Origin of the sequence: Oryzifoliimicrobium ureilyticum (assembly GCF_037199735.1) — a bacterium.
GTDB classification, from domain to species: Bacteria; Pseudomonadota; Alphaproteobacteria; order Rhizobiales; family Rhizobiaceae; genus Rhizobium; species Rhizobium ureilyticus.
This window is the reverse complement of record NZ_JBBBVQ010000001.1, coordinates 281,374-303,370: the sequence shown is the minus strand read 5'-3', so window position 1 is coordinate 303,370 and position 21,997 is coordinate 281,374. Positions and strand designations below refer to the sequence as shown.

Here is a 21,997-nt window from a genome sequence, read left to right as displayed (position 1 = left end):
CCCGTCATGGACAGCGCATGTCCACACACAACATTCGTCTTGATCAGTTGCTCGTGCAGCGCGGGATTTTTTCCAGTCGCTCACGCGCTCGCGATGCGATTGAACGGGGAACCGTTAAAGTTGCCGGCATAGTTGCGAGCAAAGCTGGACAGCTCGTTCCTGAGGATGTCGAAGTCGGCATCGAAGATCCGGCTCTCGGCTATGTATCGCGGGCTGCGCTTAAGCTTAAAACCGCGCTTGATCACTTCAACCTTGATCCAAAAGGGCGGCACTGTCTGGATATCGGCGCTTCGACGGGCGGGTTTACACAGGTTCTTCTCGAATACGGCGCCGCCCATGTCACCGCCATTGACGTCGGGCATGGACAAATGCATCCCAGCATTGCCAATGATCCGCGTGTCACGAATATTGAAGGCTTCAATGCCCGTGCGCTCGCTCCGGAAGATTTGCCAGAGTCTCCTGAGTTCATTGTTTCGGATGTATCCTTTATTTCCTTGAAACTTGCTACGGCGCCAGCCTTGTCCTTTGCCCTTTCCGGCGCAGTCGCCGTTTTGCTTGTCAAACCGCAGTTTGAAGCTGGTCGGGAAGCCATCGGGAAAGGCGGCCTTTTGAAAGATCCGTCGAGCGGCCCAATCGTCGCGAGCGGCCTTGAAAGCTGGTTTACAGACGTAATGGGATGGCAAAGCCTTGGACTTGCGCCGTCCCCGATAGTTGGTGGCGACGGCAATCATGAATTTCTACTTGCGGGAACAAAGCCTTGAGCACCGAAACAGTTAAGATCCAGCGATTTGGCCAGCACGGAGACGGTATCGCCGTGCAAGACAATGGCCCTGTCTACATTCCCTTTGCCTTGCCTGGAGAAGAAGTCGCGATCGCACGAGTCGGCAATCAAGGCACGCTCATGTCGATCGCGCATGCCTCGCCGGACCGGCGCGAACCTGCCTGCCGGCACTTCGGTCCAGATGGCGAGGGAGGCGCCTGCGGGGGATGCAGTCTTCAACATCTTAAAGATGCTCCCTACCATGCATTCAAGCGCCAGCTGGTTATCGACGCGCTCAAAAGCAAAGGGATAACCACGGACGTATCGGAGATTGTCATCGCCCGACCGGGCGAACGCCGGCGTCTGGTCATGGCTGCGCGCAAAACTGAAAAGGGCATTTTGCTGGGGTTCAACCAAGCTCAAAGCCATCACATCGTTTCGATCGTAGAATGTCCCATCGCTGTGCCCGGCATCGTGGCGCAGCTTCCCGCGATCCGGGCCATTGCAGCGGCACTGGCCGTCAATGCTGAGCCGTTCAAGATTGCCGTCCTTGAAACACAGTCAGGCCTTGATCTTTCGGTAGACGGGATTGCTAAACTGACGGATGCGCAGAGACGTAAGGCTGTAGAAACCGTTCTTGCGTTGCGGGGAATTGCACGCCTTTCCCTGGGTACAGAAATACTTGTCGAGCCGGTAAAGCCGCAGGTTGATTTCGGCGGCGTTACCGTTGCACCGATGGCTGGCGGCTTCGTGCAAGCCACCAAACCCGCAGAAGATGCAATGGCCGATCTCGTGATGGCGCATGGCGGCAAGTCGAAGAAGGTGGCAGATCTTTTTTCGGGTGCAGGAACGTTTGCGTTGCGGCTGGCGAAGCGCGCCATGGTGCATGCCGTCGAGAGCGAAGCTGGCGCCCTTGCAGCGCTCGATTTTGCCGCGCGCAACACGCAGGGCTTAAAGCCCGTCAAGGCCGAACGCCGCGATCTGTTTCGTCGACCGATAACAGCATCGGAATTGAAGATTTTCGATGCCGTCGTATTCGACCCGCCGAGAGCAGGTGCGGAGGCACAATGCCGGGAGTTGGCGCGCTCGAAGGTCAAAACCGTCGCAGCCGTAAGCTGCAACCCTTTGACATTGGCGCGCGATCTTTCGATCCTGATCGAGGGCGGCTATCGCATCAAAAGCGTGACGCCAATCGACCAGTTCCTTTGGAGCCCGCATGTCGAAGTGGTTGCTCTACTGGAAAAGAACGCAAGCTAAAAAAGGGCCATCCCGTCAGCGGCGCGATTTGCGCATGAACGCCTCGAAGGCAGCGCGCGCCTCAGTGCTCGTCAGTCGTGCGCTGAAATGCATAGCCTCATCATCGATGCGCTGATGAATTTCACCCGCGTTGCCACGGAGAAGCTGTCGGGCAATGGCTAAAGCTTCCGGCGGTTTTGACGCAAGGCGCATCGCAACGTCGAGTGCCTCGCGCTCGACCTCATCAGGCTCCACGACCTTCCACACAATAGCTGCGTCTTTGGCTTCCTCGGCAGAAAACGCCTCACCCAGAGCAAGCAGTGCGAAGGCACGCTGGTTACCCATCACGCGCGGCGCGATCAGGCTTGAGGCTGCTTCCGGCACGAGGGCCAAATCGACGAAAGGCGTCTGGAAGCGGCTGCGCGAAGACGCAATCGTCAGGTCGCAGTGGAGATGCAAGGTCGTGCCGATACCGATGGCCAAGCCATCGACACCGGAGACGAGTGGCTTTTTGCAGTCGACCAGCGCATGCAGGAAATCGAGGATGTCCTGACCGAGTTTCCCGCCCGCGGCAGCAGCCAGAAAATCTCCGATGTCATTGCCCGCAGAAAAGCAATTCTCGGAGCCAAGAAAGACAACGGCGCGAATTTCCTGTTCGTTTTCGGCAGCCTGGAGAGCATCGACCATGGCGCGATACATCGCCGCCGTGATGGCATTCTTTTTCTCTGGTCGATTGAAGCGGATGCACAAGACACCAGGTTGACGAGAGGGTTTCTCAATAAGAATTGGAGCGCTCATTTTTTCTCCTCAGGCGAGAACCGCGCGAGCCGCTGCGAGGCTGACTGCACCTTTTGTCACCGTTTCCCGCAAGGCTGTCGTTTCCGGAAGAAGATTATCGGCAGCAAAACGGCAGAGGGCGGCACGTTTTTCATTCCTGCCCTCACCGTCATCAGCCAGTGCGCCTTTGGCAAGATATGAACCGGTCAGAGCAAGGCCGAATAGGCGCTGGTAAGGCGTGGCACCGGCAAGAGCTTCGCTCGGCTTACCCTCAGCGAGTTGGGCCAGCAGCCATTCAGTCGATGCCTGCAGGTCGTCGATCGACGCCTCCAATCTTTCGGCTGTGTTGCCCAAAGAGATTTCATTGCTGCCCTTCACGGCCTCTGCGACAGCGCGCATCTCCATGATCAGGCTGCGCACAGCTTCGCCGTCGGACAAAGGCAGCTTGCGCGTGACAAGATCGATCGCCTGGATACCGTTCGTGCCTTCGTATATCGGCGCAATACGCGAATCGCGCCAGTAACGCGCCGCACCCGTCTCTTCGATGAACCCCATACCGCCATGGACTTGAATGCCGAGAGAGGCGACATCCACCCCTGCATCGGTCGAGAACGACTTTGCAATTGGCGTCAGGAGCGCCGCCCTTTCCTGCCATTTACGCCGATCGTCGAAAGCTCGATGCGACATGTCGATAGCATGCGCGCAAGCGTAACTGATGGCGCGCGCGCCTTGCGTCAAGGCCTTCATCGTCAGCAGCATGCGGGCGACATCCGGATGCTCGATGATCGGGCTCATTCCGGAACCGCTCCAACCTGGAGCCTTGCCCTGCGTCCGTTCCTTGGCATAGGCAATCGCTTTTTGTGTCGCGGCTTCGCAAATGGCAACGCCCTGCATGCCGACCGCAAGGCGTGCATTGTTCATCATGGTGAACATGCATGCCAAGCCTTTGTTCTCCTCGCCAATCAGCCAGCCTTTCGCGCCCTTCTCAGAGCCGAAGCGACCGTCGCCATAAATCATCGTACATGTTGGCGAACCGTGGATCCCGACCTTATGCTCAATCGAGTGACAGAAGAGATCGTTCCGCTCTGCAAGTGAACCGTCCTCGCTGACGAGGAATTTCGGCACGAGGAAAAGAGAGATGCCGCGGGTTCCGGCCCGTGCATCCGGCAGGCGCGCAAGAACAAGATGAATGATGTTCTCTGTAGCTTCGTGCTCGCCCCAAGTGATATAAATCTTCTGCCCGAAAATACGGTAGCTGCCATCATCGCGACGCTCAGCACGTGTCTTGAGAACGCCCAGATCTGATCCGGCATGTGGTTCCGTCAAGTTCATCGTGCCGGTCCACTCTCCCGACACCATCTTGGGAAGGTAGATAGTTTTAAGAGCTTCACTGCCATGAGTGGCAAGCGCTTCGGCCGCGCCCATCGTCAGGGTCGGGCAAAGCGCGAAGGCCATGGATGCGCTGTTCCACATTTCGAGAGCGGCGACATTGAGCATATGCGGCAAAGCTTGGCCACCGAACTCCTCAGATGCCGTCAGGCCATTCCAGCCGCCGGCTGCCCAATCCTGATAGAGCTTTCCCCAGCCGTCTGGCAGAACCACTTTTCCATCTTGCAGACGGGCGCCCTGGCGATCCCCAACCTCAGCCAGCGGCGTGATCTCGTCGCTCGCAAAACGGCCTGCTTCCGTCAGGATAGCATCGACCAGATCCTCGGAGAGATCACCGAACACGCCCTGAGCGAGCCCATCCCCAAGACCTGCAACATGCTTCAAAGTAAAGGCGATTTCCTCGACTGGGGCCCGATACATCAACGTCTCCTCGTTCCTTAGCGCGCTGTACATCTAACGAGATGCACATAGGGTGCCCTAAATCTTTTGATACCAGCATCAGCTTTCCATCAGTCCTTCAGGATTGCGGCGCCGATGCCTTTCGGCCGCGCCTCTGCGCTGCCTGATCCTCCATCTGGAGAGCTAATTGATTTTTACGTAAACGTCAAATTTTTATAAGCTTCTGTCCCCGCCCAGCAGAGGAGGAAAGGTCCAGCGAATTGACATAAGCAAGCTAAGAAGAGCTGTCACAAAGGATGTCAGTTTGCTTTTGGGAGGGAAAGTCGCAATGTTGGATCATATGTCTAATGCCCAGCCCAGGAACACTGCGTCCATGGACACAATACCCGTCGCGATACCCGGTCTCGTCTGGGCCTATCAATTTCGACCCAATAAATTCGGCGCCGTCCGTCTTCCAAACAGTGCCAGCCTTAGTGAACTTCAGCAATCGGAAGGCTTTTACTGGCTGCATCTCAACTTGACCGATGTACGGGTGCCAGCACTTCTTAATTTGATTGAAGGGTTGAACGAGGACGCACGCAGTACACTGACAACACGTGACCGGCATGCGCAGTTGACGGTGGACGAACAACTTCTTTATGGAACGCTAATTGATTGCCAGCGTGAATTTGACCGCGATACCGCCGACCTCGGCGCGCTTCACTTCGCACTTTCTGACCGGTTTATTATCACGAGCCGCGTACAGCCGCTGCGCAGTGTCGATAGTGCGCGTGTGCTGATCGAGAAATATCCCGCTAAATTCGAACGACCCGTCGACGTCTTCGAAGCCCTCGTCATCGAATTTCAGCGAACTTTGATCTCCATCGTTATCGAACTCACAGACGAACTGAATGTAATCGAGGACTATGTTTATGACGCAACGCCGCGCGATGAGCGACGGCGTCTCGCGCCATTGCGTCGGACGGTCGTACGCATTCACAGGCATTTGCGCACCGTGCTCTCCTTGATGCGCAGGGCTGCCGCCTCCGATGAGGACGAAATGCCGTTTGGCTTTGAAGACGTGGCTGGCCGACTGACAGGGCGGCTCGAATCCGTCGATCACGATATTTATGCGCTGCAGGACCGTGCCCGATTGCTGCACGAAGAAATCGATTCAAAGCTGTCCTCGGAAACAAACCGGCATCTTTATATTTTATCGCTAATGACGGCTTTTTTGCTTCCACCCACCCTCGTGACCGGCTTCTTCGGTATGAACACGGCTCATCTCCCCTTTGCGGACTCTCCGCACGGGACGAGCTATGCCGTTGGTTTGATTGTCGCTTCTATTCTTTTCGCCTGGTGGCTTTTGCGGCGCGTGCGCATTCTGTGAACGAACAGCCAAAAGACGAAAGCGCAACGCCTCCGTGGGACGCGCTGCGCTTCTTTTCATCTGTGCGCTCTGTTCTTCCAAAGCAGAAGGATGAGGCTATAGCCACCCTACGGCCGCGATGGCCGGCTCCTTAGAAGTACGGCGAATAGCACTGACGCCGGGGACCGGAGTTAGGCTGGAAGGTATTGTCATAGGCGCGATATGACCGATAGCGCGATTCACACCAAGCAACGTGCCGCGGATTGATACCGCCGGCAGGTACATAAGTGCGCGGCGCCGGCGTATAGTAACGAGGTGCCGGCTCGTAGTATCGAGGGGCTGCTAGCGCGCCGCCAAGCAACGCACCTGCGCCGAAGGCTGCAAAGGGATACCAATATCCGTCGTCATGACGGCGGTAGCCGTATCTTTCGTAACGATACCCGCGATAACCATGGTACCAGCCTGGGCGATAATAACGGCGATACTGGACGTTCTGGACATTCTGATCCGCCGCATTCACTTCAAGTTTAGGACCTGAAGGCAGCGGCATCGCCATCGCGGGAACGACACCGGTGGCAAACGTGGCAATGGACAACGCAACAACAAATGTCTTTTTCAATGCCCGAAACATCTTGATCTCCCTAGGCAAGAACTTGAATAAGCGCAGGAACGTGCCTTCTTGAAGAAGGTTCCAGATTCTCAGACAGCGATCGCTGCGCTCACAAGGTTTTGATCCTGAAGCCGGTACATCATGAGCATAGGCGGATCGATTGAGGGTGTATTCTGCACCTCGGACCAAAGAAGTGGATTGGCGTGACAGATCGATCCACAGATATAGGCTTGTATCCCTTCAACACAGCTTGTCATCGTTTGATGGACATGCCCGCTGCAGAATGCCAGTGGCCGCCTTGCGGTTTCTCGCATCAACAGCTTCAGTCGGTCGATGCCAAGACATATTGCATCGTCTAAGCGATCAATACCGCATGGGAAAAGATGGTGATGTGTGAAGATCAGTGGCGTACCTTCCAAATCACCGTCCAGTGTTGAGCGCAGCCAGGCCAGATGCGGCGTAAGATCGCCATGAGCATGCGTATCAACGCAGGTATCGAGACACACAATTAAGGCCTCACCAACAGTCTTTGCAATGTTGAACCCTGCACCATGTTTCTGCCAACCGTTGCCAGCAGAGAGAAGCGCGACCTGTCGCTTATCGTCTGCATTCCCTGGCATACACACCACTTCACACGGGAGCTTTGCAGCAATGGTCCCTATAAGCCGATAGCCTTCGTTCCACCCCTCGTCGACAAGATCGCCGCTCAAAACCACAAGATCCGGTTTCGTCTGGCACAGCCAATCAACCGCGCGAGAGAAGCGCGCAATCTCGCCTCCAGAAGGGTTGGCATGGATGTCGCTCACCTGTGCAATGATCATTTCCTGCTTCCTTCCTGTCGCGCTCTACTTCTAGATTTTGTCGCAATTAACGGTGAATTAACCAAGAATAGGCACGCTCTTTCAATGGGGCGATCTTGGATAGGAAATTTTCTCTTACAGGCTGCAGCGTTGCTTTTGGCGGCGCCGATGCAGAGCCTCGCCGCTGGGCCATCACTTGCTTGGCAAGACCCCTCCAAAGCCTTGATCATCGACGCCTACGAGTTGAACATTGTCGATTGGACAGCAATGGTGACCGACAAGCGGATTGCTGGTTTCATTTCAAAGGCATCCGACGGACTTCCCGAAAGCTTCAGCTGCAAGGGCAAGTTTAATGGCGACACGCCGGCCCACTGCCGCACCATTTGGCGCAAATACGCAATCAGCCGCGAACTTTATCAGACGCGTCGCCTTTTAGCTCGCAGTCTGGGGCTGCTCTGGGGTGCCTATCATCTGGGCCGACCGGGAAATCCGATCGAGCAGGCCAATCACTACCTGGATTACGCCGACCCGCGCCCCGACGAACTGATGGTTCTCGATATCGAGGGCATCGATCCGGACAAATTCATGTCCTTTGAAGACGCAGAGATCTTCGTCAATCATATCAAGACAAGAACCGGCCGCTATCCGATCCTCTACACCAACCACAAAACGGCCAAGGCGATCTCGGATGCAGCGCGGCAGTATCCGCTGCTTGCGCGGCTGCCGCTTTGGTACGCCCGCTACCGGCCGGATCCCGGCGGCGCATTTCCTTCAGGCAATTGGGATAATTATTTCCTCTGGCAATTTTCGGCAGGCGCAAATTGCGACAAGCAAAAGTGCCTTTATCGCGTTCCCGGCACCTTACCGGATATCGATGTCAGTGTTGCCAACGTCAGTCGCGAAGAATTGGCTCGGCTCTGGCCGCAGGGCGATTTACTGCCGCCCAAGGATGACCTTCTGCTGGCCGACCGCGAGAAGGACCAGCCGCAAACCGCGCCAGCCCTTTGTTCGCTGACAGACGACACCATCAAGACAGCCTCCATCTCCGCGTTGACGCCTCCGGTCGCGGCGGTTAATCCGCCGCAACCGCTGCCAGGGAGCAGAGATCTCATGTTACAGGATGTTGGGCGTTAGAGCGTCTCTCCTTGCGGAGATCAACCGCCCGCCCTCTGACTTGATTAGGCGACCACGGAAAGCTTGGCCTGATCACCCTGCAGCCGCGTCGTCATGAACAGCGTGTACCATTCCAGAAACTGCATCACGCCACCTTCATGCACCTCTGAATAAGGTCCAGGCTCATAAGCCGGTGAATGGATCCCGAACGCGTTCTCTTCCACAATGCGCCGGTCCTGATCGTTTGTCTCTGTCCACACATGGGTCAGGTCTTCGATCGTGTAATCGACACCTTCGACCGCATCCTTATGAACGAGCCACTTCGTCGTTACTGCAGTCTCGTTGGCGCTGATCGGCAGAACGCGGAACGAGATGGCATGATCGCCCAACAGATGGTTCCACGTCGTGGGATAGTGGAACAACAGCATGGTTCCGATGTGATCGAGTGTCACGCTGTCCGAGAGGCCACGCTTGACCGCAGGACGGCCGGACATCGTGTAGCTTTCCGCATCTTCAAGAAGCGGCATGCGTGCCGCGCGGAACTGACCGTCCGGAGAGATCTGGAAACGACTCGGCAAGCCGGTGGCCTCGCAGCGCGACCAGTGATCGGCAATTTCAGGAACGTCCGCGCCGCCATCTGTCCCGGTTACGCTTGGCGCTTCGGGATAGGTCCGGCATAGTTCTGGATGGTTCGCTGCGCAGTGATAGCACTCGCGGTTGTTCTCCCAAACGAGCTTCCAGTTGCCCTTTTCAATGATGGTGCTTTCATAGGCGATCTTCGCCTCGCTGAGCCTATGCGGGAGCATGTAGGGCGAAGCCAGCTCGCGAAGCGGCTGGATATCAGGGGCCTTATCTGCAAGGCAGATAAAGATGTAACCTGCCAAGCTCTCGCAATGGACAGGCTTCAACCCGTAACCGCTTTTATCGAAGTCGTCGCCCATATGACGGGCAAAGGCCAGCTTGCCATCGAGATCGTAGGTCCATTGGTGGTAAGGACAGACAAGCCGCGTGGCCGAACCGTGATCCTTCGTGCAAACGCGTGAGCCACGGTGCCGGCAGGAATTATGAAATGCGCGAATGACATTATCGCGCCCACGCACGATAACGATGGGATAGTCGCCGATCTGAACCGTAAAATAGGCACCAGGCTTGGGCAGTTCGCAATCATGGCCCATGAAAAGCCAATCGCGATACCAGATCATCTCCATGTCGAGCTTGAAATAGTCCTCATCGACATAGAACGGCCTTTCCAGGCTCATTTCCGGTCGGCGATTTTTCAGCTGCCGCAGGACGTTGTTGCGAATATCCATTGCCTTGTCCTTCTGCCACATCGCCGCCCCCTCACCGAACGCGGCCGCCTCTCATACAGGCGCTCTCTGGTTAAAATTATTACCCGAGGCTGCGTCGGCCACATTGCTGCTCTGCGACATCGGCTTCGACATTGACGACAAGATATATGAGCACGTCAATCCCTCTCTTTCCGGACCTGAACGCAACCGCCCGGTTCACCCACATCCTGCATGACCGTCGCATTTGCGACATTTGGCAGAGGGGACAAATTAACAGCACCTTAAGCAAGAATGCATATCTTAGCATTTCTGGGCGGCAAAGGAACCAAGCGATGGCAAAGCTACGCTACTTCGCTATGAATGAAGTGAATCGGCAGAACGTATCTGCTCCCAAAGCGGTGCATTCCGAATTTCTACGCACAGGCCGGATCGACCGCCACAAGCGGCACTGGAATACCGAGGAGCGACGTTATCTCACCTATGAAGAGGTGGCTGAAAAGACGGGCAAGCGGCTCGAAGCAGCCGGCGTGAAGACCTACGAAAACATCAACAGCTTCCACCAAGCCATCCGCTTTCCGAAATTCATCCTTCCCCATGTTCTGGATGGTAGTCCGCATCTGGGTTACTGCCATGTGACAGCTGCCAGATCTCGCTTCGCGCAATATGACGATGTGGGCTGGGCCTTTTACATTGCCAATTTCTATGCCGAGCTTGGCGATCACGAAGAGCACTTCTTCAAGGACATAGATCTGCATTATTCGCGCATGTATTTCGCGATTGCGATGAAGGCGACGCAGCAGCAGGATGAAGAAAGGCCCCGGATGACGATCGACCGTTCGATACGGGGCAATGGCCTGCTGTTTCGAACGCACGATCCCTCCACGGCAATCAAAAACGTGCTGATGCTCGGTGCGCGAAACGAGCAGATGCGCGCGATCATCCGCCAGATGCGATATTGATCCCATCCTTTCAAAGGCCTATGGACAATCCTCAAAGGAATGGGCCATGGCACAAAGGATTGACATAAAAGGTCAGCGACAAGACGCGATCACGGCGGCGTGCAGCGTGCTCGCGGCTAAACGTCCCGTCGCGATGCCCACGGAAACTGTCTATGGTCTTGCGGCTGATGCCACGGATCCAGCGGCAATAACGAACATCTATACGACGAAGGGCCGGCCACGCTTCAACCCGCTGATCTGCCATATGGCCGATATTACGATGGCGGAACGCTATGCCGTTTTCGATCCCTTGAGCCGGAAACTGGCCTCGGCTTTCTGGCCGGGGCCCCTCACCCTCGTGTTGCCTCTCAAAGAAGACAGCGGCATTCACCCGCTCGCGACCGCAGGCCTCGACACCGTTGGGCTTCGTGTGCCGAAGGGGTTCGCCGGTGAATTGATCCGAGCCTATGGCCGACCGCTCGCAGCGCCAAGTGCCAACACGTCGGGTAAGATCAGTCCGACAACAGCAGATCATGTCGAGGCCGATCTCGGCGACAAGATCGAGCTGATCCTGGATGGGGGGATGGCGTCGGTCGGCGTGGAATCGACGATCATCAAGGTCGAGGGCGAAACGATCCGGTTGTTAAGGCCAGGCGGACTTGCTGTCGACGAGATAGAACGTCTGACCGGAATTTCCGTCACGCGCAATGCTGGTGCATCTGCCACCATCGAAGCACCCGGAATGCTTGCCTCTCATTATGCGCCCGAGAGCGACATTCGCCTGGATGCGCGCGAAATCGGCACGCAGGAAGCTCTTATCGACTTTGGGCAGAGCGAGATAAAAAATCGCGATTCAGCCCTTGTCGTTCTCAATCTCAGTCCGTCGGGAAACCTCGCCGAGGCTGCCGCCAACCTATTTTCCATGATGAAGCAAGCGGACGCTAGCAAGGCTCGAGGGATCGCTGTTGCGCCTATTCCAGATCACGGCCTTGGCGAAGCGATCAACGACCGGCTGAGAAGAGCTGCCGCCCCTCGCTGAACAAGAAGGATTTGCGTCATGAGCGGGACCTTAGCCCCTGATCTTATTCATCGCTTTACTCAGCTTGTGGGCGAGAAAAATGCCATTCAGGCAGAAGCGGATCTTGCACCGCATCTCGCCGAAAACCGCGGGCTTTACAAAGGCCGTTCTTCTCTCCTGCTCAAACCAGGCAGCGTCGATGAAGTGTCGGCAATCATGAAGCTGGCTACTGAAACGAGGACACCAATCGTACCGCAGACGGGCAATACCGGCCTCGTCGGTGGTCAGACACCGCGTGAAACCGGTGGAGACGTCATCGTGTCTCTGGAGCGAATGAATAAGATCCGCGACATCGACCCGGTCGCGAATGTTTTGATCGCCGATGGCGGCGCTATTCTTGCTGATGTCCAAAAGGCAGCCGAAGCCCAACAACGCTTATTCCCGCTGTCTCTCGGCTCGGAAGGCTCCTGCCGGATCGGCGGGAACTTGGCGACGAATGCCGGCGGCACGGCCGTTCTGGCTTACGGCAATATGCGCCAGCTTTGTCTCGGTCTTGAGGTTGTGCTGCCTACCGGAGAAATCTGGAACGGGTTAAGACGATTGAAAAAAGACAATACCGGATACGATCTGCGTGACCTCTTCATCGGCGCGGAAGGTACGCTCGGCATCATTACGGGGGCAGTCCTGCGCCTCTTCCCGCAGCCCCTCGGTCATCAGGTGGCTTTTGCCGGCCTTGCATCGGTCGAAGACGCACTCGCACTTTTCGAACTTGCTGCGCGCCTTTGCGGCACCTGCCTGACCGGCTTCGAATTGATGCCGCGCTTCGGCGTCGAAATCACCGCCCGTAACATCGAGGGAGTACGCGATCCGCTTGCAGGACAGCATCAGTGGTACACATTGATCGACATCTCCACCTCCGACTCGGCGGACAGCGCCGAACGCATGATGACGTCTCTGCTCGAACAAGGTTTTGAAGCAGGATTGATTGAAGACGCTGCGATCGCTGCCTCCGTCCAACAGCAAAAGGCTCTTTGGCATATGCGCGAGAGCATGTCGGACGCACAAAAGCCAGAGGGAGGGTCAATCAAGCACGATGTTTCGGTGCCTATTTCAAAGATACCGGCTTTCATGCACAGAGCTGACGCAGCCGTTCTTGCAGCAATTCCTGATGCACGCATCTGCGCCTTCGGCCACATGGGTGACGGAAATATTCATTACAACATCTCGCAGCCGATCGGTGCCGATAAGGCCGCATTCATCGGGCGCTGGCGAGAAATCAACACAATCGTCCACGCCATCGTGCTCGAGTATGGCGGATCGATTTCAGCCGAACACGGAATAGGTCAATTGAAGCGCGATGAACTGGCCTCGATCCGCTCGCCGATCGAAATCGATCTGATGCGCCGGATCAAAACCAGTTTCGACCCGGCCAACATAATGAACCCCGGAAAGGTTCTTGCTATTTCTTGACTATGACGTCGAGCCGACGGAGGAGGACTGCAGGATCGTCAGCGCGGATGAGTTGTTTGTGCTGTTCTGCAAGTCGTACATTGCGGTGAAGCGTTTGACCAATTTGTCCAGTTTCGTCGGGTTCTGAAGGTCATCGATACTGAAGAACTTCTTCAACGTGGAAACCTGCTGGTCCGTATCCATGTTTGACATCGCGGCGGGTAAGTTAAAGGCCGTCTGAACCACTTTGTAGAGGGCCGAATCACCGAGGATCGAATAGTAGGACGTGACGTTCGGAGCCTGCCTGCTGAAATAGAGCGCCAGGCGGATGCCATCGTTGGTATCGCCCTGCTGGCTTTCGAGAGTCTGCTCTAAATAGTTCTGCTGGGTGCGGTCGAGCGCACCGCTGTTTTGCACCGTGCCCGTTTTGGCACGCGTTAGATTACCGGATGTATCGAAGTTGAAGTCCGCAACGATATCCTTGAACTTTGCGTCAGCCTTCGTGTTTAAGTAGCTCTTAGAGTCGCTTGGATCCGAGGTGAAGATCTTTTTCAAAGTGTCCGCGTTGTAGGCCTTGGGATCCAGACCGTTCGCCTTAAGCACGAAATCGGTCAACTTGCTATTTGCGAGGAAGTCGCTCAACGACTTAACGGCACCGATGTCCTTGGAGAACTCGGTCGCAGCTGTTTTTGCGTCCTTCGTCGCCTTGTCTTGCAACGCGGAGTTATCGATGCCCATCGTCGTGCGCGAACTGTAGCTGCTGATATAGCTCGCAATCGTTGCCGGCGCGATAGGCTGCAGTTCGGACGAAATCTTGCCGTCGGAGCCAAAGTTAAAGTCACGAACCATGTTGGTAATGCGATCATCCTTCAAAGAAGCCACATAGCCCTTGGGGTCATATGGATCGCTTTGAAGAAGCTTGCGCATCATCGAGCGGGGAACGTCATCCTGCGTGAGACCATAGGCACGTAGCGCCATTTCGTAAGGGCTTGGCATATCTGCAGCGCCGTTGACCGTCTGACCGGCAGCTTGCGTTGCGACGAAGGCGGCGTTGCTCTGCATGAAATCGTTGATGTTCTTGACGTTTGTCGAGGTCATCCGTTTCTTGTAATTGGCAACGGCGGCGCTGATCTCCTCCTGCTGCAAATCATCATAACGGGCCATGTAGTTGTCAGATGTTCCCGTTGCCTGGTCTGTGGTCTGAGCAGCAGTCGCTCCTGACTCTAGTTTGCCGTCGGATCCGAAATTGAACGCCTGGTTTAGGTCCGACACACCTAGCAGCCTCGCGTAGGTCGGGTCCGTGAGAGCGCTTTTGAGAGCGGCATTGCTAAAGTCCTGACCAAGGCTATAGGCAGTCTTGATATACGACGTGAGCCGATCATCGGCGACAAGGTCATCGACAGTTGTGACGCCGGCAATGGTCTTTTGATAGTAGGTTTTATTGTAATCGGCGGCCGTTGCACTGGTGTAGCGCACTTCGCTCGAACTATCGGAACTCGTGATCAGTGCCGCAGGCACAGTCAGGTTGTACTGTTCCTCTACCGCTGCCTGCTGATCCGAGGTCTGTGCAGCTCCATTAACCGTTCCATCCGCCTTGAAGTTGAACTGCTTGGCAAGCGCCTTGTACTTGTCGTCGCCGTTGACATTGACGAAGCTATTTGGATCGTTGACGTCGCTGGTGAGCACATTGGTCAAAAAGTCATTCGAGGCATAGGTCGGGTCGATGTTGTACGCCTTCAAGACGTAGGTACGCAGGCGATCGTCCCCGATCAGGTCCGATACGTTTTTCACGTCGGAGATATTGTTGTCGTAATAGGTGGTTTCGGTGTCCGCGGCTTTTGCATCATTGGCAAACGACTGCGTGTAAAGATCGGTGAGATCTTCTTCCTGGCTGTCGCTTTGCGGTGTCGTGGTATTGCTCACGAAGTTGAACGCTGCCGCAAACTGCTTATAGCGCGGATCGTTCAGTCGGTTTGCGAAGCTGGTTGAATCAGTAAGGTCGCTCTCCAGCACCTTTTTCATGAAAGCTTTGCCGTAGGTCATGCCTTCAAGGCCATAGGCCTTCATCGCATAGCTGTAGAGCCGGTAATTACCGAGAAAGTCATCAACGGTTTTCACATTGTTGATGTTGGCTTTGTAGTAATCGGCTTCGCGCTTGACAGACGCTTGATCGGCCACGCGATCAAGGCTCTGCTTCATATTGGACGTCAAGATGTTGTAGCCCATGGAGGCCGAAATCATGGCGGTGTTCCTGCGTCTGTTCCTTGCGCCCGCGCGGGCTGAATCTGTCCTATTTTGCCAAGGAAAGCTTACTTCTGGCTTACCAATATTAGCTCTTCTTGCCGCAACAACATCTTCACCTTCCGGAAACCCTGCCGGATTGGGTTTTGATAACCATCCATCCAGGCAAGCCTTTCTTAACTGCAATTTTTAAGCGGTACGGAAGAGGCGGTGCGTAATGTGAGGCCATAGAGGGCGCAAAGCCCCAGGAGAAGACCGGACACGGCTCTCAGGTAAGACAAGGGTAGAATGAACATGACAAATAGCGTTATGAAGCCCGTATGGGCGCGTACGAAATTCCGTCTCGATCCACTGCGCTTTCCCCAGCAGGTGAGCTACGCCATTCAGGGCTCAGCCGGCGATGTGAGCATAACAATCGACGAACGCGGTGCAGTTCTCCGCAAAATCCTTCCGTCGAGTGGGCTTCCTCTTTCCATTGCTCTGCCCAAACGCGCATTCAAGGGCGTGGCCGCCAGAGCGATCGATCACGGCAATGGGGCAGTTACGGTTACTCTCGAACTGCATCACGATGATCCCGAGCTGTGTATCCCGCTGCTCGTGGCCCATGATCTCGCCGATATCGCTGCGGACTGGCGCGGCTGGTCGGAGGCCTTCCATATTCCGATGCTCATGATCGAAGCGGACGGTGTCGCAAGGCCGCTAGAAGATCATATCGGGGACCTTCGCACAGCGCGTGTTCAGCCAAGACGTCGGCACTCCTACTTTGCAAACCGGCGACCACGGTTCCTGGTGCGTCGTCGCACGGGGAAGCTCGGCGTCAGCATGAAGATCGAAGGACGCGAGATCATCGCAAGAAGCTGATCTCCATGTGCCGGCGACCTTCCTGCACAAGCGACACTTGTTTTCAAGGCTATTGATTTCTATCGCGCTCGAATGATCACATTCGGGCGCGATAGCAGTTGCAGAGGCTCACACCGATCAAGCCTCGCCTGCCAAATCTCACGTTTGATGGAGAGACGCGCCGATCCGTCTCAGGCTTTGTTCGACGGCGTTAAAGAGAAACGACCAACGCTGCGAACAAGCCAAGGAAAAGAACAAGCCCGACCCTGTTATTTGACCTAAAAAGGGTCAAGCATTCGTCCGGGTCATTGATATCAAGACGAGTAATTTGTCGGCCGAACAGAAGAGCGGCGAGCAGCAGACCTGCATAGGCGACGATGTTCACACCAGCCAGCACAAAAGACAGCAACATCAGGACAAGGGTCGCGCCGTAGAGCCCGATCAGCCATTGACGTGTCTTTTCCCCGAACAACCTCGCTGTCGAGCGCACGCCGACAAGCTCATCATCTTCACGGTCCTGATGCGCGTAAATGGTGTCGTAGCCGATCGTCCAGAGCACGGATGCAACATAAAGGCAAAGGCTGGATAAGGACAAAGAACCGAACCAGCCGGCCCATCCCATCAACGCACCCCATGAAAAAGCCAATCCCAGGAAAAACTGAGGCCAGTCTGTAAAGCGCTTGGCAAAGGGATAAAAGGCAACAATTACCAGTGAAAGGATACCCAGTCCGACGGCAAACCAGTTGAACTGCAAAAGCACCACAAGGCCGATCAAAGCCTGTATAACAATGAAAACCTTCGTCTGCGCACGCGAGATGCGACCTGACGGCAGTGGGCGAGATCGTGTGCGCGCAACGGCCATATCGATCTTATGATCGACCAAATCGTTGTACGTACAGCCGGCGCCGCGCATTGCGACAGAGCCGATAAAATAAAGAAAAAGATGGTAGACATAGGTCCAACCGACAAACGACTGCTGCTCGGCCGCGACATTGGCCGCCAGAGTGAGTGACCACAGACAAGGCCAGAGCAAAAGCTGCCAGCCGATTGGCCGGTCCCAACGCGCCAGTTGCGCATGCGGCCACAGCCAAGGCGGCAGCGCCCTGTAGACCCAATTGTCGGATGGCGCATCCGCGACGCGCCCGTTTATTCCGCCGATCTCTTGCATGGCGTATCTATGTGATCAGGTTCGCTGCGGGTCAAGGCGGCTCGGTTGCCAGCGACCATTTCCCGGTATCATTTTAAACGCTGTTCCAGCGTCGGACGACCGGCTCGTTGAGGTCGTGCTCATAGCCTAGAATGCTGATGCTGGCGGTATCGAGGACGAAGTACTGCCCTCCTTCCGGAGGTAAGCCCAGCCATCTGGCTGTGAGGACTCTGAGAAAATGCGCGCTTGAAAAAATCAGCACCGGTGAATCGGCCAGCCGGATTTCGGTGATGATCCGGTCGGCGCGTGCGCCCACATCGGCTGCCGCTTCTCCGTCGGGACATCCATCGCGGAATAGCTGCCAATCCGGACGGTTCGACAGAATCTGCTTTGTCGTGATCCCCTCGTAGGCGCCGTAATCCCATTCTGCGAGATCCGCCTTTATCTGAGCTTGTTCGCCGAAGCCAGCAAGCTCGGCCGTACGACGCGCCCTTTGCGAAGGGCTGCTCCAAACTGTGGTCACGTCCAAGCCATCCAGCCGACCGGCAAGCGCCCGTGCAACCTCTTCTCCATGTGCCGTCAACGGAATATCGCTGCGACCTGTGTGCCGACCGGATAAAGTCCACTCTGTCTCCCCGTGACGAACGAGATGAATCGTCGGGTAGTTCTTGGCCATGAGCGGCTCCTTGCATACTGGCTCTGTCTAATCGCCCTAAACGCCGATCAGAGACGCCAGGTTCAGACAGAGCTTGTCTTGCTCTGCCTATAAAATGACCTTTTGAAGCGGACGACGCGTTGCTTCAAACGCCTTGAGTGCCGCTTCGTTCTCCGCAATATAGTTGCGAGTTTGCGGTGTGGCGAACTGGTTTTTGGAAATCTGGATCTGCATGATGAAAAGTTCATCCCAGCGGAAACCGATTTCCGAACCGGCGAGGTAGAATTCCCACATCCGGAAAAAGCGTTCGTCGTAAAGTGCCACCGCCGCGGCCTTGTTTGCAACGAAGCGTTCTCGCCAGTGACGCAGAGTATAGGCATAATGTAGCGGCAGAACCTCGACGTCGCGGATCAGCAGACCATTCTTTTCGATGAACGGTAGCGTTTCAGCGATCGAAGGCACATAGCCTTGGGGGAAGATGTACTTCTCGATGAAGGCATTCGTTCCCAAGCTCGGTTTCGGACGCGCGATCGAATGCAAAAGCATGACGCCGTCGTCGGCGAGGAACTCACGGACCTTTCGGAAAAACTGTCCGTAATGGCCGATACCAACATGCTCGAACATACCGACAGACACGATGCGGTCGAATTTGCGACCGATCATCGTTCGATAATCTTGAAGTTCAAACCGGACTTTGTCTGACAGGCCGCGACCAATCACGCGATCACGCGAGATTTTCAGTTGCTCCTCGCTCAAGGTGATACCGGTGACATCAAGCCCCGGATAGGCCTCGGCAAGATACATTGCCATGCCGCCCCAACCCGAGCCGATTTCCAGAACGCGATGTTCAGGCTTGAGGAGAAGTTTCGCCGCGATATGGCGCTTCTTGGCCACCTGCGCTTCCTCGAGCGAGATGCCTGGCGGATCGAAGTAGGCACAAGAATATTGCCAATCCTCATCGAGGAAAAGTTCGAACAGGCGCTCCGACAAATCGTAGTGATGAGCGACGTTCCGCTTATTGCGATTGATAGGAACGCGACTTTTCACCTGCTGAATGGCAATACGCCCGATCAGCAGAGCGGCCATTGGAATATCGAATATCTCATCGATGGTGTTCTGCTTTACCGTTTCGAGGAAGTCATAGATGTCTCCTTCCTCAAGGATGAAACGGCCATCCATATACATTTCGCCGAGCTTCAAAGTCGGATCCCTTCGGATCATTCTTTCGGCTTCTTCATCGGCGAACCGGACGGCAACAGGCTTGCCGCTCCCGTCGCCGATGACATGTGTTTCACCATCAGCAAGGGTGACTTTAAGATTACCCTTGCGAACCAGCTTCCGAATAAGTCCAAGAAATCCCGACGCCATGGGGGAGGCCTCGCATGTATGTGACAGGTTGATGATCGATACCTTATCGCCTCGTCCCCGCCTTACAAGCGCCTAGATTAGCACTCGCTCAATACGGTCCAACCTGTTGTATTTTTGCAAAGAACCTCGCCTAAGTTGTTATTTTCGTTTCATCGCCTCGGCCAAAGCTGCGCCAAGGCTGCCTTGCGAGGGACCTGCCTCCGGCTTGCTGGATGACCTGATATCCCGCCCGCGCGGACCCTGGTTGGCATTGCGCGAGACAGGCGCGGCCTCGGCGCCCTCCTTTCGCATCGTCAATCCGATACGCTTGCGCTTCACATCGACTTCAACGACACGAACCTTCACGACATCGCCAGCCTTAACGACTTCATGAGGGTCTTTAACGAAACGATCCGCCAATTGAGACACATGGACCAGGCCGTCCTGATGCACGCCGATATCGACAAATGCCCCGAACGCCGCGACGTTCGTCACGGTCCCCTCTAGCTGCATCCCGACTTTCAGATCGTCGATCTCGTTCACACCTTCCGCAAAGGTCGCCGTTTTAAAACTTGGACGCGGGTCTCTTCCTGGTTTTTCAAGCTCTGCAATGATGTCCTTGACCGTTGGAAGGCCGAACGTCTCATCGATGAACCGACGCGGATCTAGCGCTTTCAAGGCGGCGCTGTCACCCATCAAACTGCGTAGATCTCGTCCGCATGCCGTCACGATCTTCTTGGCGACACCGTAGGCTTCGGGATGAACCGCCGAGGCATCGAGCGGCTCCTTGCCGCCGGGTATGCGCAGGAATCCGGCGCACTGCTCGAAGGTGCGGTTCCCAAGGCGCGCCACCTTCAGGAGATCCCGGCGCGTGGAGAAAGGACCATTCTCATCGCGGTGCAGAACGATGGCATCCGCAATAGAACGGCTAAGGCCCGCAACGCGCGCCAAGAGAGGCGACGAAGCGGTATTGAGATCAACTCCGACCGCATTGACGGCATCTTCAACGACAGCGTCGAGCGAGCGGGAGAGTTTGCCTTGATCGACATCGTGTTGGTATTGGCCGACACCAATGGACTTCGGTTCGATTTTTACCAACTCCGCAAGAGGATCTTGCAGCCGGCGCGCGATCGAAACCGCGCCCCGCAGAGACACATCAAGACCGGGAAATTCAGCCGCCGCCGCTTCGGAGGCGGAGTAAACCGACGCGCCAGCTTCCGAGACAATGACTTTGGTCGGCTGAGGCGCCGGCAAACCGGCAAGCATGTCAGCAACGAGCTTTTCCGTCTCGCGGCTCCCAGTGCCGTTGCCTATAGCGATCAGTTCAACCTTATGCTTGCGGATCAGGCTGGCGAGTTCTGCCTGTGTGCCCCGCAGGTCGTTTCTGGGAGGAAAAGGATAAACGGTACTTGTCTCGACCAGCTTGCCCGTCCCGTCGATCACGGCTACTTTCACACCAGTGCGGATCCCTGGATCAAGACCCATCGTTGCACGCGATCCGGCAGGCGCCGCTAGAAGAAGGTCCTTCAGGTTCCGGGCAAAGACGTGGATAGCATCCGCTTCAGCACGCTCTCGCATTTCTCGCATCAAATCGAGCGAAAGCGACATCGAGAGCTTCACGCGCCATGTCCAACCGGCAACGTCCATGAGCCAGCGATCGGCCGGGCCCTTATCGGCGATATTGAAAGCAGCCGTGATCATGCGCTGGGCTGGCTTTATTGGCGACGGATCATCTTGATCCACCTCGATCGTGAGCGTCAGCACTTCCTCATTCCAGCCGCGAAGCATAGCAAGCGCACGATGGCTTGGTACATTTGCCCAGCGTTCGAAATGGTCGAAATAGTCCGAAAACTTCGCGCCGGCCTCCTGCTTTCCGTCGACGACTTTAGCCTTGAGCTGTGCATGATCGCGCATATGCTGCCGCAGCCGCCCAACGAGGTCAGCATTCTCGGCGATGGTTTCGGCAACGATGTCACGCGCACCATCCAGCGCCGCCTTGGTATCAGGGACGTCAGCCGTGATGTAGGCGTTGGCAAGCTTTACCGGATCCCCATTGCGATTGGCCCAGATCGCTTCCGCAAGCGGAGCAAGACCACGTTCACGGGCAATCTCCGCCTTCGTGCGGCGCTTCGGCTTGTAAGGAAGATAAAGATCCTCAAGCTCTGCTTTCGTCGCGGCTTTGCCAATCTTCGCTGCGAGTTCGTCGGTCAGCTTGCCCTGCCCTCCAATCGAATCGATGATGGCGCTGCGGCGTGCTTCCAATTCTCGGAGGTAAACCAGGCGTTCTGCAAGATTGCGCAGTTGCGTGTCATCAAGTCCTCCGGTCACCTCTTTGCGGTATCGGGCAATGAAGGGAACGGTTGCGCCTTCATCCAGCAAACCAATGGCAGCGGCGGCCTGATCCGGACGAGCGTTGATTTCTGTTGCAATGACGGCTGCAAGCGATCGGATATCAGCGGACATGTTTTCCTCGGTGGTCAAGAAGGCGCGGACGATAGCTGCGAAAAGAGGCAAGGCAATGCCGCATTGGCCTTTACCACAGCAAAAGCATCGACGCCTGCCGGTTTTGCGGTTGTGCAAATGCCGCATTCTTTGCTAGCAGAAGCTCAATCGTTTTGACCTTGTGGCGGACATGCCGCTC

18 protein-coding genes are annotated in these 21,997 nt (G+C 55.9%); 8 read left to right on the top strand and 10 right to left on the bottom strand.

Annotated features, from left to right (window positions below; all coding sequences use genetic code 11):
• Window positions 1-17: 17 nt before the first annotated feature.
• Both VQ830_RS01440 and VQ830_RS01435 read left to right on the top strand, forming a co-directional pair.
• Complete coding sequence (locus VQ830_RS01440; protein WP_337266273.1) at window positions 18-761, top strand: TlyA family RNA methyltransferase; 744 nt, start codon at window positions 18-20, stop codon at window positions 759-761.
• Window positions 758-2,017: a class I SAM-dependent RNA methyltransferase gene (locus VQ830_RS01435; protein ID WP_337266272.1), complete on the top strand. Its 1,260-nt coding sequence runs from the start codon at window positions 758-760 to the stop codon at window positions 2,015-2,017. Before VQ830_RS01440 ends, VQ830_RS01435 begins: the two co-directional genes overlap by 4 nt.
• 15 nt (window positions 2,018-2,032) lie before the next feature.
• On the opposite strand, the gene VQ830_RS01430 is transcribed toward VQ830_RS01435, so the two are convergent.
• Both VQ830_RS01430 and VQ830_RS01425 read right to left on the bottom strand, forming a co-directional pair.
• Window positions 2,033-2,794 (bottom strand): crotonase/enoyl-CoA hydratase family protein, encoded by a 762-nt coding sequence (locus tag VQ830_RS01430; RefSeq protein WP_337266271.1) that lies wholly within the window; start codon window positions 2,792-2,794, stop codon window positions 2,033-2,035.
• A gap of 9 nt (window positions 2,795-2,803) precedes the next feature.
• The gene (locus tag VQ830_RS01425; RefSeq protein WP_337266270.1) at window positions 2,804-4,582 is read right to left on the bottom strand and encodes an acyl-CoA dehydrogenase family protein; all 1,779 of its coding nucleotides are present in this window, start codon (window positions 4,580-4,582) and stop codon (window positions 2,804-2,806) included.
• A 352-nt stretch (window positions 4,583-4,934) separates the two neighbouring features.
• Between VQ830_RS01425 and VQ830_RS01420 the strand changes: the two genes are divergently transcribed.
• The gene (locus tag VQ830_RS01420) at window positions 4,935-5,930 is read left to right on the top strand and encodes a transporter (RefSeq protein WP_337266269.1); all 996 of its coding nucleotides are present in this window, start codon (window positions 4,935-4,937) and stop codon (window positions 5,928-5,930) included.
• 130 nt (window positions 5,931-6,060) lie between these two features.
• On the opposite strand, the gene VQ830_RS01415 is transcribed toward VQ830_RS01420, so the two are convergent.
• Complete coding sequence (locus VQ830_RS01415) at window positions 6,061-6,540, bottom strand: BA14K family protein (protein ID WP_337266268.1); 480 nt, start codon at window positions 6,538-6,540, stop codon at window positions 6,061-6,063.
• A gap of 68 nt (window positions 6,541-6,608) precedes the next feature.
• On the bottom strand, window positions 6,609-7,340 hold the full coding sequence (locus VQ830_RS01410) for a metallophosphoesterase (protein WP_337266267.1): 732 nt from the start codon (window positions 7,338-7,340) through the stop codon (window positions 6,609-6,611).
• A gap of 84 nt (window positions 7,341-7,424) precedes the next feature.
• On the opposite strand from VQ830_RS01410, the gene VQ830_RS01405 reads away from it, so the two are divergent.
• Window positions 7,425-8,453, top strand: a complete 1,029-nt coding sequence (locus VQ830_RS01405) for a glycoside hydrolase family 25 protein (protein ID WP_438617138.1) — start codon at window positions 7,425-7,427, stop codon at window positions 8,451-8,453.
• 44 nt (window positions 8,454-8,497) lie between these two features.
• Here the strand turns inward: VQ830_RS01405 and VQ830_RS01400 are convergent, their stop codons facing one another.
• On the bottom strand, window positions 8,498-9,742 hold the full coding sequence (locus tag VQ830_RS01400) for an aromatic ring-hydroxylating oxygenase subunit alpha (protein ID WP_337266609.1): 1,245 nt from the start codon (window positions 9,740-9,742) through the stop codon (window positions 8,498-8,500).
• 311 nt (window positions 9,743-10,053) lie between these two features.
• Between VQ830_RS01400 and VQ830_RS01395 the strand changes: the two genes are divergently transcribed.
• The 3 genes from VQ830_RS01395 to VQ830_RS01385 are packed head-to-tail and all read left to right on the top strand — an operon-like array spanning window position 10,054 to window position 13,147.
• Window positions 10,054-10,680, top strand: coding sequence for a DUF6656 family protein (locus VQ830_RS01395; RefSeq protein WP_337266265.1), 627 nt, complete (start codon window positions 10,054-10,056; stop codon window positions 10,678-10,680).
• 46 nt (window positions 10,681-10,726) lie between these two features.
• Window positions 10,727-11,698, top strand: coding sequence for an L-threonylcarbamoyladenylate synthase (locus tag VQ830_RS01390; protein ID WP_337266264.1), 972 nt, complete (start codon window positions 10,727-10,729; stop codon window positions 11,696-11,698).
• Window positions 11,699-11,716: 18 nt separating this feature from the next.
• Complete coding sequence (locus tag VQ830_RS01385; protein WP_337266263.1) at window positions 11,717-13,147, top strand: FAD-binding oxidoreductase; 1,431 nt, start codon at window positions 11,717-11,719, stop codon at window positions 13,145-13,147.
• Here the strand turns inward: VQ830_RS01385 and VQ830_RS01380 are convergent, their stop codons facing one another.
• On the bottom strand, window positions 13,148-15,367 hold the full coding sequence (locus tag VQ830_RS01380) for a DUF1217 domain-containing protein (RefSeq protein ID WP_337266262.1): 2,220 nt from the start codon (window positions 15,365-15,367) through the stop codon (window positions 13,148-13,150). It lies immediately after the preceding gene.
• Window positions 15,368-15,661: 294 nt separating this feature from the next.
• Here VQ830_RS01380 and VQ830_RS01375 point away from each other — a divergent pair, with 294 nt between their 5' ends.
• A complete protein-coding gene (locus VQ830_RS01375; protein ID WP_337266261.1) occupies window positions 15,662-16,228 on the top strand; it encodes a DUF6101 family protein in 567 nt (188 codons plus the stop codon).
• A gap of 190 nt (window positions 16,229-16,418) precedes the next feature.
• On the opposite strand, the gene ubiA is transcribed toward VQ830_RS01375, so the two are convergent.
• From ubiA to VQ830_RS01355, 4 genes are all read right to left on the bottom strand, one after another.
• Window positions 16,419-17,375, bottom strand: a complete 957-nt coding sequence (gene ubiA / locus VQ830_RS01370) for a 4-hydroxybenzoate octaprenyltransferase (protein WP_337266260.1) — start codon at window positions 17,373-17,375, stop codon at window positions 16,419-16,421.
• A 73-nt stretch (window positions 17,376-17,448) separates the two neighbouring features.
• Window positions 17,449-18,030 carry a histidine phosphatase family protein gene (locus tag VQ830_RS01365; RefSeq protein ID WP_337266259.1) on the bottom strand — a complete coding sequence of 194 codons (582 nt, stop codon included), beginning with the start codon at window positions 18,028-18,030 and terminating at the stop codon, window positions 17,449-17,451.
• Window positions 18,031-18,117: 87 nt separating this feature from the next.
• Window positions 18,118-19,377: a cyclopropane fatty acid synthase gene (locus VQ830_RS01360; RefSeq protein WP_337266258.1), complete on the bottom strand. Its 1,260-nt coding sequence runs from the start codon at window positions 19,375-19,377 to the stop codon at window positions 18,118-18,120.
• Window positions 19,378-19,515: 138 nt separating this feature from the next.
• Window positions 19,516-21,819, bottom strand: coding sequence for a Tex family protein (locus tag VQ830_RS01355; RefSeq protein WP_337266257.1), 2,304 nt, complete (start codon window positions 21,817-21,819; stop codon window positions 19,516-19,518).
• Window positions 21,820-21,997 lie beyond the last annotated feature (178 nt).